11 protein-coding genes and 1 pseudogene are annotated in these 17,403 nt (G+C 70.9%); all 12 read left to right on the forward strand.

Annotated elements, in window-relative coordinates; all coding sequences use genetic code 11:
* Positions 1-384: 384 nt before the first annotated feature.
* Entirely contained in the window at positions 385-1,431 is a 1,047-nt protein-coding gene (locus ABD223_RS36390; RefSeq protein ID WP_344041510.1) for a conjugal transfer protein, read from the forward strand.
* Positions 1,428-1,724: a hypothetical protein gene (locus tag ABD223_RS36395; RefSeq protein WP_344041512.1), complete on the forward strand. Its 297-nt coding sequence runs from the start codon at positions 1,428-1,430 to the stop codon at positions 1,722-1,724. Before ABD223_RS36390 ends, ABD223_RS36395 begins: the two co-directional genes overlap by 4 nt.
* Positions 1,721-2,143, forward strand: coding sequence for a hypothetical protein (locus ABD223_RS36400; protein WP_344041514.1), 423 nt, complete (start codon positions 1,721-1,723; stop codon positions 2,141-2,143). Before ABD223_RS36395 ends, ABD223_RS36400 begins: the two co-directional genes overlap by 4 nt.
* Complete coding sequence (locus ABD223_RS36405; protein WP_344041516.1) at positions 2,143-4,767, forward strand: ATP-binding protein; 2,625 nt, start codon at positions 2,143-2,145, stop codon at positions 4,765-4,767. Before ABD223_RS36400 ends, ABD223_RS36405 begins: the two co-directional genes overlap by 1 nt.
* 68 nt (positions 4,768-4,835) lie before the next feature.
* A complete protein-coding gene (locus ABD223_RS36410; protein WP_344041518.1) occupies positions 4,836-5,228 on the forward strand; it encodes a hypothetical protein in 393 nt (130 codons plus the stop codon).
* Complete coding sequence (locus ABD223_RS36415) at positions 5,225-7,309, forward strand: hypothetical protein (RefSeq protein WP_344041520.1); 2,085 nt, start codon at positions 5,225-5,227, stop codon at positions 7,307-7,309. The genes ABD223_RS36410 and ABD223_RS36415 overlap by 4 nt, the downstream gene beginning before the upstream one ends.
* A gap of 395 nt (positions 7,310-7,704) precedes the next feature.
* Positions 7,705-8,385, forward strand: coding sequence for a hypothetical protein (locus ABD223_RS36420; protein WP_344041522.1), 681 nt, complete (start codon positions 7,705-7,707; stop codon positions 8,383-8,385).
* A gap of 179 nt (positions 8,386-8,564) precedes the next feature.
* Positions 8,565-9,530 carry a C40 family peptidase gene (locus ABD223_RS36425; protein ID WP_344041524.1) on the forward strand — a complete coding sequence of 322 codons (966 nt, stop codon included), beginning with the start codon at positions 8,565-8,567 and terminating at the stop codon, positions 9,528-9,530.
* Positions 9,524-11,509: a type IV secretory system conjugative DNA transfer family protein gene (locus ABD223_RS36430; protein WP_344041526.1), complete on the forward strand. Its 1,986-nt coding sequence runs from the start codon at positions 9,524-9,526 to the stop codon at positions 11,507-11,509. The genes ABD223_RS36425 and ABD223_RS36430 overlap by 7 nt, the downstream gene beginning before the upstream one ends.
* The gene (locus ABD223_RS36435; protein ID WP_344041528.1) at positions 11,506-12,093 is read left to right on the forward strand and encodes a hypothetical protein; all 588 of its coding nucleotides are present in this window, start codon (positions 11,506-11,508) and stop codon (positions 12,091-12,093) included. The genes ABD223_RS36430 and ABD223_RS36435 overlap by 4 nt, the downstream gene beginning before the upstream one ends.
* Before the next feature lie 924 nt (positions 12,094-13,017).
* Positions 13,018-15,915 (forward strand): AfsR/SARP family transcriptional regulator, encoded by a 2,898-nt coding sequence (locus tag ABD223_RS36440; RefSeq protein ID WP_344041530.1) that lies wholly within the window; start codon positions 13,018-13,020, stop codon positions 15,913-15,915.
* Between the two features lie 254 nt (positions 15,916-16,169).
* Positions 16,170-16,804, forward strand: a pseudogene (locus ABD223_RS36445) (IS5 family transposase); the annotation flags it as partial.
* Positions 16,805-17,403 lie beyond the last annotated feature (599 nt).

Below are 17,403 nucleotides of genomic sequence, written 5' to 3' on the forward strand. Positions count from 1 at the left end.
TGTTCACAGGGGGCTTGATGTCTGCTCTTTTCATGAGGTTGTCGGTCGTCCGGAGGTGGGGTAGTGGCCGGTGACCTGCTGTGGCGGTTGATGGCGGGGAAGGACTACCGCCGGGTTCGTGCGCGTTGGCTCGGCCGACGCGTCGGCCGAGCGGCACGGGCCGCCGGCGCCACACTCGGCGCGGCACACAGGCATGCCCGCGTGACCGTGGGGCAGCCGATGCCGCGGGTCGACGGCCGGTGCGGGCCGCCGTCCCGGCCGCCCTCGGCACCGGCAGGTCCGGGAACGCCCGGTGTGCGGGCAGCAGCTCCCGGTGGGACTGGACGGTGGATACCGCCACACCCGATGCCGCCACCGCAGACACCGCTGCCTCCGGTCGACACCGTGTCGACACCGGGGACGTCGTCGCCGCGACAGGCCGCCTTCGACGTGATGGTCGACGGTGTGCGCGAACCGTGGTGGATACGGACGCGCCGCCTGGTGGTCCTGTCCGCGATCATCGTGCTGACGATCCTGGGCGCGCTCGACGTGATCACCACCGTGATCGGCCGGCTGCGCCCGTCGAGTCCGATCTCGGCACCCGGCATCGCCGACGGGGCGCTCGACGCGGTGGCCGAGGGTGTGGCGGTGGACTACCTGTCGTGGGACGCCGAGGACCGGGCACGGCGGGAACAGGTGCTGAGGCGGTGGGCGGTACCCGGTCGCGACGTCGACGGCTGGGACGGTCAGGGGCGCCAGTCCGCCGACAGCGCCACCGTGCTCGCGCGTGCCCGTCAAGACCTTGGGAACGCCGTGGTCACGGTGCGCGTGCGGGTCGTGCCCTACACCGTGGACGGCACCTCCGGGCCACCGGATCAGGCCCCACCGCAATCGCCGGACCACGATCCCGGCCCTTCCTCGCCGGACACCGAGCCCGGTGTTCCCGCCGCGCAGCCCGCACCGCAGACTTTGCCCGGGTGGCGGGCACATCCGGCCCGCTGGCTGATCGTCGCGGTGCCCCTCGCACTGCACGAGGGTCGTCTGCTGCTGGCCGCGTCTCCCGCTCTGGTCGGCGACCCCGGCACCGACGCGCCGGAACTCCTGCCCGCGGGGAACGCGACATCCGACGACCGGTTCAGCCGCGACACCCGTTCTTCCGTGCGGACCTTCTTCGAGGCGCTGGCCACCGGCGACCTGGACTTCGTCCGGGCACCACGGGCCCGGATCGCGTCGCTGCAGGGCGCGGCCGTACTCGTCGAGGTTCGACAGTGGCGCGGTGTCCAGGCACCACCGGGCAAGTCACCGGAGCAGCGCATGGGCGTGGCGAGCGTGGTCTGGCGCACGGTCGAGAACGCCGGGCAGCTGACCTGTACCTACCGCCTGAGACTGCATCGCCAGGACGACCGCTGGTTGCTGGCAGCCATCGGCATCGACACCGGGACATCACCGTGACAAGCATCGTGGGCGTCGTGGCACTGGCGCAGACCGTGGAGCTGGCGCAGACCCAGCCGCTGCAGCAAGTCAACCTGGAGGGCATCAAGCAGGCGATCTTCGCCCTGCTCGGCGTGCTGCTGATGATCGTGCTGGGCGTGCGGGCCTTCTGGAGCTACATGGAGGACAAGCCGGGCAAGATGGTCGCGCAGATCGTCGCCGCCCTGGGGTGCGGGGTGTTCGTGTTCTTCCCCGACACCGCCGAGAACATCATCAAGGGCATCATCCAGTCCGTGATCGGCGGTACGACGTGAGGCTGCCCACCGACACCGTCCACCTGAAACTCCGGACCCGTCAGTACGAGCTGTTCGGCAGGCCGCTGGGACGCGGTGTGGAACGGCGGATCATGCTCATCGGTGTGGTCGGTGCCGCGCTATGGTGGGCGATCCTGCTGTTGCTGGGCGTGCCGATCCTGCACCGCCTGGCGCCGCTGGCGTTCCTGGTTCCGCCGGTGGTGTTCGTGCTGTATGGCACGCGGCGTGAGGACACCGGCCGGATGGTGGTCGCGGCCTGGTGGGACTGGTTGCTGTTTCGCGCGCCGTCCCGTCGACGTGCGATCGGCAACCCGTTGCTGAGCCTGCACGGTCATCGAGCCCGACCGGTGCCGCTGATGGTCACCACACAGCTGGTCCCCACTTCTCCGGCATCCCGGCGGGACGGGGGTGCGTCGTGATGCGCAAGGCGCAGGCAACCCGCAGGATCGCCGATCCGCCTGTCGCGCCGTTGCTGATCGCCGACGGCATGGAGGTCACCGACGAGGCGGTGTGGACGTGGGCGCAGATCCCGGACGGCTCCACCGACCTGATGGAGGACGGCGAACTGGAGGCCGCCACCTGGGCCACGGCCGCGGCGCTGCACACCCTGTTGCCGGTCGAGGCCGAATACCACCTCAAGATCATGTGGACGCGGCACTCCGGTGAGGACTACCGCCGGAGCTGGAGGTCCCTGCCCGGAGTCCGTGCGCCGGGCGCGGACTACTACGTCGAGTTGGGCGCTCACCGCATCGACCGCAACGCCGAGGTCGGGCATTTCCGGCGTCGTGTCGTGCTGCTCGGCGTGTGCTGGCCCACCCGCGACACCGGATCGCCGTGGCAACGCCGCCGACAGGCTGTCGCCGCGCAGTTGCGGTCCCGCGCCGCGCTGCTGCGCGAGGCGCACGATCGTGTGGAGGAACTGCAGCCTGCGGTGCGGCGCTGGTTCGGCCAGGTGCAAGACAGCCCGCTGCGCGGTGTTGCGGCCCCGGCTGCGGTGATCGCCTGGGCGTATGCCCGTGAGCTGCGCCGCACCGCCGACCTCGCGCCGGTCGGCGAGGGCGATCTGTCCGGTGCGCGGCTGGTGTCGCTCATGCACGGCGAGGTTGTGCCCAGCGCCGACGGCCGTCACGTGATCACCCGGGATGCGGCGACCGGTCTCACCCGGCACGTGGCGGTCCTGGTTCCCGCCGTCAACGGCTTTCCCGTCGACGAGCTGGAGATCCCCGGAGGGGAGTGGCTGGCACTGCTGACCGAACTGAGCGGTGTGGAGGCCTCGGTACGCGGGGTCAACCACGGCCGCACCGGGTCGCTGGCCATCCTGCGCACCGGCCGCAAGTGGACCAGGTCCCAGAGCCTGGAGGCCGGTGAAGCAGGCACCGTCCCGCCGGAGGAGATCGACGAGGCCGAGCTCGCCCTGGCCGAACGCGACCGCGAGGTGCGGCGGCGCATCGACGTGCTGACGACCTCGCACCCGCGGTGGGTGGTGCACGCAGAGTCCGTGGAGGAGCTGACCGACCGCATCGAGGCGCTGCGTCGCCGCTACACCGGCATCGTGGCGCTGGAGCTCGCCCCGAACATCCAGGACCTGCTGTGGAAGGAGCTGCTGCCGGGCGATCGGGTGCGCGTGCCGGAGTTCGGGCAGGTCCAGCCCCTGCGCACCTTGGCCGGCAGTTGGTTTCACGGTGGCTCGATGGTGGGCGACCTCAGCGGTCCCTATATCGGAGGCAACCTCGGCGCGACGCCCGGACCGGTGCGGCTGCATCTGGTCTCCCGCACCGCCGAGGACCGGCGAATGCCCACGACGATGTCGTTCACCGGCCGCTCCGGGTCCGGCAAGTCGACCGCGGTGATGTTGACGGTGCTCGCCGCGTTGGCGGAAGGTGCCTGGTGCCTGCTGGCCGACCCCAAGGGCGACCTGGCCGGCATCGTGGAGGTCGCCGACCGCATCCTGGGAGTTCCGGTGCAGGTCGTCGACGTCACCGCGCCGGCCGCGGCCGGATCGATGGACCCGATGCGGTGGGCGCCGACCTCCGACGAGGCCCGCGCCCTGACCCTGGACGCCCTGTTGGGTGTGCTCAGCGGTGAGGACCGGCGAGGCAGCGAGGCGGCGTTGGAGTCCGCGATCGACCGGGTGCTGGCCCGCCCTCGTCAGCGGTGGTCGGTCGCCGCCGTGATCGGTGAACTCGTCGCCACCTCCGGCGACACGCCGGGCGCACGGTTGGCACGGACGCTGGGGGAGATGCTGGCGGTGCGTTCCCGCCAGTCCGACGTGCGCGCCGTGCTGGGCACCCCGGCGGAGGGGGCCGCGCCGATGCTGTCCGGCCGAGGCCTGGTGTACCTGCGTCTGGACGGCCTGGGGCTACCGCAGCCGGGCAGCGTGACCGATCAGTGGACGGTGTCGCAGCGCTGCGCCATGACCACCTTCCGGACGTCCACGGCGTATGCGCTGATGCAATCACGTCACGTGCGGGAGCTGATCAAGCTGGTCGCCCTGACCGAACTGCACCGCATCACCGCCTACCCGGAAGGCCGGTCGCTGGTGCAGTGGCTGGCCCGCACCGGCCGCGCGCTCAAGACCTACCTGCTGCTGGACTCCCAGTCCGCGGTCGAGATGGCCGCCATCGAGGGCCTGGTCGAGCAGTTGGTCATGTCGGCGGCGTTCGAGGCGCTGGGGCAGGAGGAACAGCGCGCCCAGGCGGTGCTGCTGCACCGGCCGGACGCGGGCCCTCGTCTGCGACAGGCACAGGGAATGCTGAGGCCGGGCGAGTGCGTGATGCGCGACCGGCACAACCGGCTCGGCCTGGTGGCCTTCGACCGGTTGACCGAGTGGATCGCCAGCGCCCTGTCCACCGACGCCGCCGAGGACTCCGCCGACCTCTACGCCTACGACACCAACACCGATCCGGCAGACACCGCCCATCGCGGCGACCGCGACGACGACCAGGGGAACGAGACCCCGGCCGACAACACAGCGCCCGACGAGGCAGTTGCCCACCACGGTGTCGAAGACCTGCGGGCCGACGAGCAGGAGCGTGTGCAGTGATTGCCGTCGCACCTGCTCGGGCGTCGATCGCAGGGCGGGGTGCCGGCTGGTTCACGACGGCGGTGTCCGTGGCCGCGTTGGCGAGCCTGGCCACGATCGCGGTGACGTGGCCCGAGACACCACCCTCGGCCCGCGCGGTGCCGCTGGACGTCGCCGATCCGGTGTCAGTGGCGCTGGTCTTCACGCAACGCCACCAAGCGCACGATCCGGACGCCTGCCTGCTCACGACGCCGCAGCAGCGTGCCCTGCTCGGCCGTCACGCGCGCTGCCTGCCCACCGGACACCGGTCGCGGCCGGAGGTCCGGCTGCTCAGCGCGAGCAGGTTCGCCGAGTTCGCGGTCACGATGATCACGGTCCGGGCGCATGACGAGGTGCTCCAGCAGATTACGGTCAGCCTCGTCCGCGCCGAGGACCGGTGGCTGGTCGACTCGATCACGCTTACTCCGGTGGAGGCGCGATGAGCAGCCACGTCATGTCCACTCGCCTCATCGGTTTCACGCGGGACGCGGGCCGGTACGCGCTGCTGCTGGTGGCGTCGGTGCGCGAGCGCGCCCCGCGTGCGCTGCGCTGGTTGTGGCAGCGGCCGGAACGCATGATGACCCTGGCCTGGCTGGTGGGGCTGCTCGTCGCAGGGCACGCGCGCGGTGCGGTGGCCGACGACGTGATCACCGGCCCGGACCTGGCCGGTCGCGGCCCGAAGACGCTGTTCGAGACCTACTCGTTCTCCGACTACGGCATCACGGTCAAACCCGATGACTCGGCGTCGGGCTGGCTCGATGTCGCGCTGCCCGTGTACCAGATCATGGGCGTAATCACGCTGCTGCTGATGTGGCTCGTGCTCGGCGTGCTGGAAGGCGCGCTGACCCTGCTGGAGTGGCTGCTCAACCTCACCGTCTACGCCGAGTCCAGCGACAGGATCGACCAAGCGGTGAACGCGGTCGCCTACCACGTGTTCTGGCCGCTGATCATGGCCACCGTCGCGATCGGCGCGGTCATGATCTACGCCCGCTGGCGCGGCGAAGGCAGAGGTTTCGCCACCGACCTGGGCTGGGTCATCGCCACCGCCGCCACCGCGATGCTGTTCGCCTCCGGCCCTTCCACCGTGATGACCACCGTGGACGGAGCGCGGCAGCAGATCGCCGACGGCGTCATCGCCGGATCCACCCAATTCGTGGCCCCCACGAACAACCCGACGGGCTTCCCGACCCCGTCGATCGCCGACGGCAGCCCACACGCAGGCACGCGGCGGCTCGTCGACAGCATGTGGTCCAACTTCGGCGCCACCCCTTGGTGCCTGGCGCACTTCAACTCCCTGGAGGTGTGTGGCAAGGCCGGTCACCACGCGCTCGCCAACGACGACACGTGGAAGCGGTGGATGGAACTCCTCGACAACCAGGGCGCGGTCGAGGAGTTCGGCCCCTACGGCGACTACATCCGCGGCCAGGACCCCGCCCGGTTGGGCATCGTGCTGCTGCTCGCCCTGCTGGTGCTGCCCCTGGCGCTGCTGCTGATCCGCCTGGTCATCGCCGGACTCAACGCTGCGGTCGGGCTGCTGCTCGCCTTGGTCGCCGGGCTGGTGTTCCTCACGCTGTGGCCGATACCGGGCTGGCCACGAGCAACCGGCACCCGCTACCTCGTCTACACCGTCGGCCGCAGCCTCCAGGCCCTGACCATCACCACCACGGTCTCCGGCGTGACCGTCACCTCCGCGATCATCGCCACCCTCGTCGGCCAACACGGCTTCTTCATCGTCACCGTGCTCAACATCGCCCTGATGACCTCGGCGGTGCAGATGCAGTCCTGGGTGGACTCGCTCACCGGAGGTGAGGGCGCACGGACAATGGGCGTCGGCTCGGCGTTGATCGCCCGGTCGGTCGCGCGCACGGCGGTCAAGGCGATCGGCGGCGTCGCCCGCGCCGCCGCCGGCGCGGCGCGGGTCGCGGGTGGAGCGGCGATCGGCGCAGTCGGCCTGGCCACCGTCGCGACCCGCGCGGCCGGCAACCAGCTCAAGTCCCAGGCAGGCAAGGCAGCGGACATCGACCGCGGGCCGGTGGAGGCGACCGCCACCCGCATCACACCGTCCACCGCCGTGCAGCCCTACGCACAGGGCCCTGGGGGACGACGAGCGCGCCCGCACGGAACCGGACCGTCAACTGCGATTACCTCCGGGCCCGGCTTGGCGGTGCGGACGAAACCGACTCCACGCCCTGACCCGGAGGCACGATCCGGCACGACGTTCGACGCCGAACGCGCCACCGCGGTCGGCCCACGCCGCTGGATCGCACCGCCCGGCGGAACCGACACCGAGCAGGCTGCTGGCGATACGCGCCGGGTCTGGGTCGTCCCGCCGGGCGGACGCGGCCTCGCACCGCCGGACAAGACCCCGCCGCCCCCGACTCGCAGCCGCCGCGGAGTTCACCGGATCACCACCGGAGACGTGCGACCGCTTCGACAGGTCAAGCAGGGCGGGGCGGATGCGGCCCGGCCGCAACGACCGCATCGAGTGCCTGGACGCCGACGCGACGACACCGACCCCGGTTGACCAGCGAGAGGAGACCAGCGCCGATGGCACATCCCGACCCGGTACGTGGGGACTCGGAGCCGCACGAGGCCACGCCGCCCACCCCCGCAGGCCACCAGTTCGATGACGACGCCGATCGTCCGGCGCAGGTCGCACGACAGGTGCGCCGCGCACTGTGGGGAGGCGACCTGCTCGGCCCCCGACCCGGATGGTGGCCGTGGGGTACCGGTGCCCGCGCCCGAGCGCAACGGCGGCGCGAGCTGCGCGAACTCGGCGCGCAACGCCGCGCCGAGCTGCACCACCGGTTCAGCCACGGCCACGACCGGGGCGGTGATGGCGCTCGCGCGCCGTGGCGCTCCGTGCCGACCAGCCGTAACATCGCGGCCCTCGCCGCTGTCGTCGCCGTGGTCGCCGCAGTGGTGGCCGTGGCCTGGTCGAGGGCTGACGAGCCGGATGCAACCCGCGAAATTCCGGGTGAGCAGCGTGACGAATCAGCGCCCACGCAGGTCGTGTCCGCCACCTCGACAGCGTCGACGGTTCCGCCTTCCGCCGCCATCTCGTCGTCCACGTGGTCGTTGCCGGAGCAACCGCCCATCCCAACCTCGGGCGTCGCACCTGCAGAAGCCCAGCCCCGGACCGCGACGGACCCGGCGACGATCGCCGTCGTCACCGCTCCAACCGGCCCACCCACACGCCAGGAACTGGCCGGTCCAGAGGACGCGGCGGGTGCGTGGCTGGCCCGGTGGTGCCCGTTCACCACCGGCGAGGAGCGCTTCGGCGACGCCGAACGGCGAGCACAGTCGGCGATGACCGACGCCGCCTGGTCGCTGTTCGACCCCACTGGTGACGAGCGAGCCGCACGAAGCTGGGAGCAGGCCAGCGCCGCCGGAGAGACCGGCAGGTGTTCTGCGGCCATCGCCCAGGTCGTGCCCAGCGCGCCCCGCACCCCGGAGCGGGTCGTGGTGAGGGTCACCGCCGACCGGGTGGTCACCACCGCCGCAGGGACGCGCTACGTCGAGTCGGTCTTCTCGACCCGGGTCATGCTGCGCCAGACCGACGGCACGTGGCGGGTCGACCTGGCTGCGGTGGGCGGCTGAAGGTGACGGTCAAGGGCCTTCTCGGCGGCGCAGCCGCCCTGTTCAGCCTGCTTCTGCTGGTCGCCCTGCTCAGCGCCGGCGCACAGGACGCGGAAGCGACCCCGCCACGTGGCGGCTGCACGGTCACCACCCCACCTGTAGGTCAGATGGACGGGCAGGCAACCGCTTCGGGTGAACAGGTGGAAGCCACCCTGAACGCCGACCAGATGGCCGTCGCGCGGACCGTCGTCGCCGTCGGTAAAGGCTTGGGCGTGACGCGACGCGGTACCGCGATCGCCCTGGCCACGGCGATGCAGGAGTCGACACTGGACCCGAACGCGGTCTCCGGGCGCAGCCTCGGGCTGTTCCAGCAGCAGGGCGAGCTGTACGCAGGCGTCAATCGGACCGATCCGGCCGACACCGCCAGGGCGTTCTACGAGCAGCTGTTCAAGCGGGTTCCGAACTACGACGACCCGGCGGTGGCGCTAGCCGAGGCGGCGCAGGCCGTGCAGGCATCCGGCGCCGGAGCCTCCTGGTACGCCCGCTGGGAGAGATGGGCCACCGCGTTGGCCGCCCGGCTCTACGACGGCATCCCCGCCCAGAGCGGCACCGACGGTGCCGATGGCATCGTGTGCGCGCCGGGTGGCGGGTCCGGGCCGATCCGCGTGCTGGTCAGCGGCACCACGATCACCCTGCCGCCCGAAGCCGGGATCCTCGGCACGCTCACCATGCCCCACGAACAAGCCACCACGGTCGTGGCCGCGGCGTTGAGCTACCTGGGCACCCGCTACTCCTGGGGCGGCGGCAACGCCAGCGGCCCCACCATCGGCATCCGCGACGGCGGGGTGGCCGACACCTACGGCGACTACGCGGCGGTGGGTTTCGACTGCTCCGGGCTTATGGTCTACGCCTTTGCCCAGGTCGGCATCACCCTGCCGAGGGTCTCGCAGGACCAGCAGCGGTTCGGCCGCTCGCTGCCGTGGGCGCAGGCCCAGCCCGGCGACCTGCTGTTCTGGGGGCGCCCGGCTACCCACGTCGCGCTCTACCTCGGCGCGCTCCAGGGCGTGCACTACATGGTCGAGTCACCCCAGAGCGGCGACGTCGTCAAGGTCAGCCTCGTGCGCACCCGCGCGGGGTTCGACTCCACGGTGGTGCGGGCATGGTGATCCTGCGACGGCACCGCACGACGCTGGAGCAGCGCCGACGCCGTGCCGCGGGCCTGCTGCTCGCTCTGGCCGGCGCGATCCTGGCCGTGTGGCTGGCCGCAGGGCTGCTCGCCCTGCTCGACGGGCAGGGCTGGCGCCCACCTCGGCTCCAGCTGCACTCACCGGTCCACGGTGACGGCGGGCTGCTGGGACTGCCGACCTACCGGCCCTCGTCCCCGACCACCACCGTTGCCGAGCCGGACCCAGCCGCTTTCCCGGAGGACGAGGCACGATGGCCGGTGACCGTCCAGTGGCCGGTGCGCCCGCTGTGGTCGGCGGCAGCTGCTATGCCGCTGTGGGCGGCGTGGCTGGCGTTCGTGGTCGCCCCCGTGGCCGGGTACCGCCGCGAAGGACTGGCCAGCGCCCGCGAAGTCCGGCGCGCGCTCGGCCGTGGGCAGGCCCGCGGCAAAGGTCGGGTGACGTGGCCGCGGAGCCGGTGGTGGACCCGGCTGACCATGCCCACCGCCGCGTTCGGCTACCGCCTGGGCCGCCCCCTGCGCCCATGGGCGCCGTGGGTGCCGCTGTGGGCGCACTTCGAGCACAACATCCGCATCCTCGGCCGCACCGGCTGGGGCAAAACCCTGCGCCTGCTCATCCCCATCATCCGCGACCTGCCCGGCCCGGCGATGGTGTTGAGCATCGAACCGGCGGTGTTCACCCACACCGTGCTCGCCCGGCAGCACCGCCCCGCACGCCCCGTGCGGGCACCGTTGAGCCGGCTGCCCCGCCACCGCCGGACCCGCGAGTACCCGGTCGCCGCGGTGGACTTCTCCGACCCGGTCGACCGGTTCACCGCAGGCTTTCCGCAGGTGCGCTGGAACCCCATCGACGGGTGCGGCGACTTCGCCGTGGCCACCCGACGCGCCCACGCCCTGGTCGCAGGCTCCGACACCGCGGGCACGCAGCGGCGCGGCAGCGAGGACGACGTGTTCTTCCGCAACTCCGCCGCCGAAGTCCTGACGGCATGGTTGTACGCGGCGGCGCTGGGCGGCTACGGCCTCGACGAGATCACCCAGTGGCTGTCCGACACCCAGCACACCACCCCACGCCGCGTGCTCGCCGAACACCCGCACGCCGACCGCACCGCCCTGCTCGCGCTCACCACCCACCTGAGCACCCGCTCCGACCGCACCACCTCCGGCGTCGAGCGCTACCTCGCCCTGACCATCAACGCCCTCATCAGCCGCGAAGGCCGCGCCTTCTGCGACGTCGATCCAAGCCGGTCGTTCGACATGGCCGGGTTCGTCCGCGACGGCGGCACCGTCTACGTGCTGGCCGACCCCGACCGCGTCCACCGCGTACGCCCGCTGCTGTCGTTGTTCACCGCGGAGATGTTCATCGCCGCCCGCACCGCCGCACTCGCCCATCCCAGGGGCCGGTTGCCCGTGCCGTTCGTCGCGGTCCTGGACGAGTTGCGGCACAGCGTCGTGGTGCCCAACCTGCCCTACGTCGGCAACACCATGCGCAAACACGGCATCCACTACCTCTACTCGGTGCAGAGCAGCAGCCAGGAAGACGAGCTCTACGGCGCCCAGGCCGACAGCCTGCGCGCCTCGGCCGGCGTCACCGTCGTCGGAGGACTGGACATGACCGTCGCCCCCGAACTGGCCACCCGCGCGGGCAACGCCGCCCTCGTCGAGCGGGCCCGCGAACAGGGCGGCGACCAGGTCACCCGCGTGGACAGCCTGCCGGTCTCCGAGCAGCAGCGCCTGGCCGACGGCCGCGCCGTCATCACCCCCCGAGGCAGTGGCCTGTTCGTCGCCTCCGTACCCACGATCCACCAACGTCGCCGGCTGCGCCGCCGCATCCACCGCGAGGTCGCCGTCGTCGACGCGACCGTGCGCGAAGCACGCAGCCGGGAACATAGCCGCTTCCGAGCGGCCGTGGACGCCGCCGACGCACGAGCCACCTTCAACCAACTCGGAGGCACCCAGCCGTGACCGACCACCCGACGGATCCCGTCTCGGCGGCACTCGAACCGTCTGCCGAGCAGGACGTGGCAGTGTTGCTGGCTCTGCTGGACGCCGAACCCGCCGCGGTGCGACGCACCCCGTGGACGTGGGCTGCCCTGTCGGACGAGGAGGCCGCAGCGCTACGACGAACAGTGTGGCGGTGGGTGGCTGACTACAACCTGGTGCACGCGGTGTCCAGTCGCGAACGCATTCCCGACTGCTGGCCACAGCATCCCGGCCTCGCCCACGACCTCGCCGTCATGTTCTGGGTCTACTACGACAGCCACCACGACCGCCGCACCACACCACTGATGGCCGGCGACTACCACCTGCGCTACCTACCCGGCTTCCGCTCCCGGCTCGATCACTGGCTGGGCAGCGACCCGACCAGTTGCCGCGCGGGCGAGCACCCCGCCTCCTGGCGCACCAGCCCCGGCGAGGCCCTCCGTCCAGCCGACCGTCATCAGCTCGTGGACGCCGACGACAGCAGGACTACGCGCTCCTCATTCGGCTTCACCGCGACAGGCGAACCATCGAACGTGGGCTCGGCGTCCGCATCGGTCAGCAGGTAGAAGGATCGCCGCAGACTTCTCGGCTGAGCAGATGACGATGCTAAAGCAGGTCTGAGCGGCTGGCACACGCCGTCGCCGACTACCGGGTGCCCATCGCTGTGGATTGACCCGGCCTGCACTACGTCGCCGGCACTATGGCAGCTACATCGAACGGCCTTTCGGTGTTAGTTCATGTCCGGCGCCCCGGTCAGGTACTTGCGATTCCTGGCTGAACCTCGATCGACCGATACTGCTGGACTTCGATCGGTACGTCGTCGGGATCACCTCACGTTCAGCGTGTCCCAGGGCGACTCCGCGCACCGATCAACTGATGCCCGCAAGGGCAAGCTTGACGCCAGCCGCGAGCTGACCGCAGCCAGCGCCCCGCCAGTGTCCGCGTCAGCTGAGCGTGGCGTAGCCGTAGTCGTAGGCGTAGTCACCGTTGTTGCACGAGGCGATGCTGCGCCCTTGGCCAGGAGACAGCCAGGGGCCGTACTTCTTGTAGTCCCGGGCCAAGAAGGCATCGCACCACGTGTACGCCCGGTACTGGCCAGTGCCCGAGGTGCACTCAGCCCAGCTAGTGGAGCCGTAGCTACGGCCCGTACTGCAGTTTGATGGGGCGGCGGCGGCAGATCCAGCCCCCATAAGGCCGACAGACGTCACCGTCGCAGCCACGATGCCGGCTGTGGCGAGAACTGTCCGCAAGGTCCGTCGTCCGGACGTTACTGATGCGCTCATGAACTTCCCCGTTCCCATAGCCATTCCAGGTTGTGCGGCCCGAACCATGACTCTCTCCTTCGCGGTCGGTCTTATCGGCTGATCCGGACGTAGTACACGGTGGGCTCCCGGTTCGTCGTGGCGTCACCACGTTGTGGCAATCGCCTGGTCAGCGGTCGTGAGACGGTGTGCGTGCAGAGTAGGAAGGGGCCCGGGGAGGTGGGCACCGTGGCACCAGAACTGTGTGTGCTCGGACAGGTCGAGTTGCGGGTCGACGGCCGGTTGGTGGAGGTCGGTCACGCGCGGCAGCGATGTGTGTTGGCGGTCCTGCTGATGGAGGCGAACCGGGTCGTGACGATGGAGCAGCTGCTGGACCGGGTGTGGGCGGATCGGTTGCCTCATAAGGCTCGGGCGGTGGCCAGCAATTACGTGTCGCGGCTACGACGGGTGCTGACGCTCGCTGGTGACGTCGCGGTCGTGCGGCGAGGCGGCGGATACGTCCTAGAGGTGGATCCGGAGGCGGTGGACGTGCATCGGTTCCGCCGACTCGTGCAGCAGGCACGCGGGCGGGACGATGCGCGGGCGCTGGCGCTGCTGGAGGAGGCGGAGGGGCTGTGGCGGGGTGAGCCGTTCGCCGGCCTGGACACCCTGTGGCTGGCTGCGGTGCGCACTGGGCTGGAGCGGGAACGCATCGCCGCCCAGCTCGACCGCATCGACGTCGCGTTGCGCTGCGGCCAGCACACCGAAGTGCTGCCTGAACTGTTCGCGCTGGCGGAACGGGACGACCTGGACGAACGCGTCGCCGCCCAGTTCATGCTCGCCCTGCACCGCACCGGACGCACCGCCGACGCCCTGGCCCACTACCGGCAACTCCGCGACCGGGTGGTCAAGCAACTGGGCACCGAACTCGGCATCACACTACAGAACCTGCACCAGCGCATCCTCGATACCGATCCCGCCCTCATCCTGCCCTCGGCGGCGATCACGAGTGAGACAGCGGCGGGGACGGAGAAGCCGGTGCCCCGGCAGTTGCCCGTGCCGCCACGGTGGTTCACCGGCCGCAGTACCGAACTGGCCCGCCTGGATGAGGCGCTGACCGCCGAACTGGCCGAGGGGCCGCAGCCAGCCAGTACCCGTTCGGGGACACGAGCCGCCAACACGGTGGTGATCTCGGCGATCGGCGGGGCAGGCGGGATCGGCAAGACCTGGCTCGCGTTGGCGTGGGCGCACCGTCACCTGGACCGATTTCCCGACGGGCAGCTGTTCGTGGACCTGCAGGGGGTCAGTCCCACCGACGAGCCCATGACTCCTGCGGTGGCAGTACGGGGGTTCCTTGACGCACTGGGAGTCGATCCGGGCCGGATCCCAACTGATCCGGAGGCCCAGGCCGCGCTGTACCGCAGCCTGGTCGCCGGGAAGCAAATGTTGATCGTGCTGGACAATGCCGCCACCAGCAAGCAGGTCATCCCGCTGCTGCCGGGCAGCCCGACCTGCGCCGTGTTGGTCACCGGCCGCATCAGGCCCACGTCGCTGATCGATCGGCACTGCGCCTCCTACGTCAACCTCGGGGTGCTCTCCCCGGCCGAGGCGCGTGCCCTACTCGCCGCGCGCCTGGGCTCCGACCGGGTCACCGCCGAGCACGACGCCGTAGACGAGCTGCTCGAGTTGTGCGGGGGCTACCCGCTCGCCCTGTCAATCATCGCCCGCATCGCCGCCACCTGCCCCGGTCTTCCGCTGACCGAGCTCGCCGCCGAGCTGCGCGAGCTGGGCCTGGAGATGCTCGACCACGACATCGATCCGGCCGCCAGCTTGCCTACCGTGCTGTCGTGGTCCCTGCACCGGCTCACCGGCGAACGCCGCACCGTGTTCGCGCTGCTTGGCATCGCCCCCGGCCCAGACACCACCCTGCCAGCCGTGGCCGCCCTCACCGGCCTGCCTCAGGCCCGTGCCCGCAAGGCGCTGACCGCGCTGGAGGAGGCGTCCCTGCTCGATCGGCGGCCGGGCGGCCGGTTCGCGATGCACGGCCTGATCCGCGACTACGCCGCCGCCACCGCCCGCGACCTGCCCGACGACTTGCGGGAAACGGCTCTGGTCCGGGTGCTGGACTTCCACCTGCACACCGCTCTGGCCGCCGACCGCGTCCTGGACCCTAACCGCCCGGTCGTGCGACCCGACCCGCCCGCGCCCGACGTGCACCCGCTCCTACCAGCCGATTTCCCGGCCGCGACGGCCTGGCTGACAGCGGAGCACGCCACCATCCTGGCCACCCAGCGCGCCGCCGCAGCGCTCGGTCGCCACCACGTCGTCTGGCATCTCGCCCGGGCACTGGACACCTTCCATCGCAGACAGGGGTACCGGCACGATGCCCTCGCCTCGTGGCGGGCCGCGCTGAACGCCGCCGACCACCTGCCCGACCCCGCCACCCGCAGCCGCACCCACCGGAACCTCGGACGTGCTTGCTCGCGGTTGGGCCTGCACGTGGAGGCCGCCAGGCATCTGGATCGGGCACTCGTCCTGGCCGTGCAGTGCTGCGACACCGCCGAACAGGCGCACACCCGCCAGCAGCTCGCGATCGCCTGTGGGCAACAAGGGGACGACCAGCGGGCCCTGGACCACGCCCGGCACGCCGTAGACCTTTACCACACCCTCGACCAGCCGGTGTGGCAGGCCCACGCGCTCAACGTGGCGGGCTGGTTCGCCGCGCGCCTGGGTGAGTTCGACGCGGCCCGTGAGCACTGCTCCGCCGCCCTCGCCCGGTACCGGCGTCACCAACACCCCAACGGCGAGGCGGCCACCCTGGACAGCCTAGCGTTCGTCGCCTACCGCACCGGCGACCACCGGCAGGCCGTCGACCACTACCACCGAGCCCTCGCTCTGTTCCGCACCCACGGCGACGCCTATGAAGTCGCGAACACCCTCGACCGCGTCGGCCACCCCCACGCCGCGCTTGGCGAACACGCCCAAGCCCATGCGGTATGGCAAGAAGCGTGGCGGCGGTATCAAGAACAGGGCCGCGACGACGACGCCGAGCGGGTGCGACGACAACTTGATGACCTCATCCTGACGGTCGCAAGTGCCCGCTCAAAGAAGTCGTGGGACCGGCATGGAGATGCGTGGGGCAGCTGAGTTCGCCCTTGGTCGGCTTCCTGTTCGTCGGGATGGGTCGCCTGATGGCGGCCCGGCCGGATCTGCGCACCTGCTCGAGGCGTCGGGCTCAGGCGCGCGTCCACCACGGGTTGGCTTGGCCGTTGGTGACTGTAGGGTGATAGAACTCTGCGCTGAGACGCTGAGCTGGGGCGATCACGCACCACGTGCTGCAGAGCATGATCACTAAGAGCCGGTCTCACGTGGTGGTGCGCGGGCTGGGATGATGTGGTGCCGTGGTCGATCAGTTGTCGTCGCGGTTGGTGCCGGACGAGTTGTGGGCCTTGGTGCAGCCGCTGATTCCGGGATTCAGGCGGCGTCCACAGGGTGGTGGGTCGGTGCCGGTGGATGATCGGGCGGTGTTCACCGCGATCGTGTTCGTGCTGACCATCGGGTGCCGGTGGCGGGATCTGCCGCCGTCGTTCGGGGTGTCGGCACCGACGGCGCATCGTCGTTTCACGCAGTGGACGCAGGCCGCGTTGTGGCGGCGGCTGCACCAGGCGGTGCTCGACGAACTCGGTGCCCGGGGCCTGGTGGACTGGTCGCGGGCGATCCTGGACAGCGCGTCGGTCCGGGCGAAAAAGGGGGCGACATGACCGGCCCGAACCCGGTTGACCGTGGCAAGCCCGGCTCGAAGATCCACGTGGTGACCGACCGTGCCGGGCTGCCGCTCGCGATCGGCGTCTCTGCCGCGAACCTGCACGACAGCCAGGCACTCCAACCGATGCTCCGGGCGATCCCGCGCATCCGCTCCCGACGCGGTCCGCGCCGCTTCCGACCCGCCAAGCTCCACGCTGACAAGGCCTACGACACCGACCGCCTCCGCCGATGGCTGCGCGACCGCGGCATCATCCCGCGCATCGCCCGTAAGTAGCTGTTTCCGAGCTACTGATGTCGGGTGAGTCGGCGGCTGGTGATACGGATCATGGACCAGCAGACCATGGCCTCGTGGTGGTGGGGGGTAGGCGTTCGTAGTCGCGGACGCAGCGGCGGTGTCCGGTGATCCATGCCAGGCTTCGTTCGACCACCCACCTCCTTGCAACACGGTGAAGTACCGTACCTGCGGGCGCTGGACGATCTCCACCGCCAGGCCGAGGGTCCTGTGGGTCCAGGTGAGCAGAGGACCGGTGTAGCCGCCGTCGGCCCACACCAGTGCGACCCGTCTACCGGCGGTGTCGCGCAGTCGGCGCAGCAGGCTGCGCGCACGTATAGGATCGCGTCCACGATCAGGCGGTGGCTGTGCTTCTCCCACCGCCCGCTCCGACCCGCCAGACACGCCGGATCGGGCAGCAGCGGGTCGAGCTCGGCCCACTGAGCATCGGTGAGGTCGGTGGGATACCGCCTCGCCCGCCGAACGAGCCGGTGGAAGGCGGCCAGACGGCAGCAACGGGTACCCGTGGTGACACCGCCCGCGGGCATCGGGCATGACAACAACGGAACTCCTGGTGGAACGACGCATAGACACCGTCC

The organism is Saccharothrix xinjiangensis (assembly GCF_039527585.1).
Taxonomy (GTDB): Bacteria; Actinomycetota; Actinomycetes; order Mycobacteriales; family Pseudonocardiaceae; genus Actinosynnema; species Actinosynnema xinjiangensis.

Bases quoted from the DNA above. Each gene is read 5' to 3' on its own strand.
- ABD223_RS36430 (WP_344041526.1), top strand. From the start codon at position 9,524: ATGGTGATCCTGCGACGGCACCGCACGACGCTGGAGCAGCGCCGACGC.
- ABD223_RS36415 (WP_344041520.1), top strand. From the start codon at position 5,225: ATGAGCAGCCACGTCATGTCCACTCGCCTCATCGGTTTCACGCGGGAC.
- ABD223_RS36405 (WP_344041516.1), top strand. From the start codon at position 2,143: ATGCGCAAGGCGCAGGCAACCCGCAGGATCGCCGATCCGCCTGTCGCG.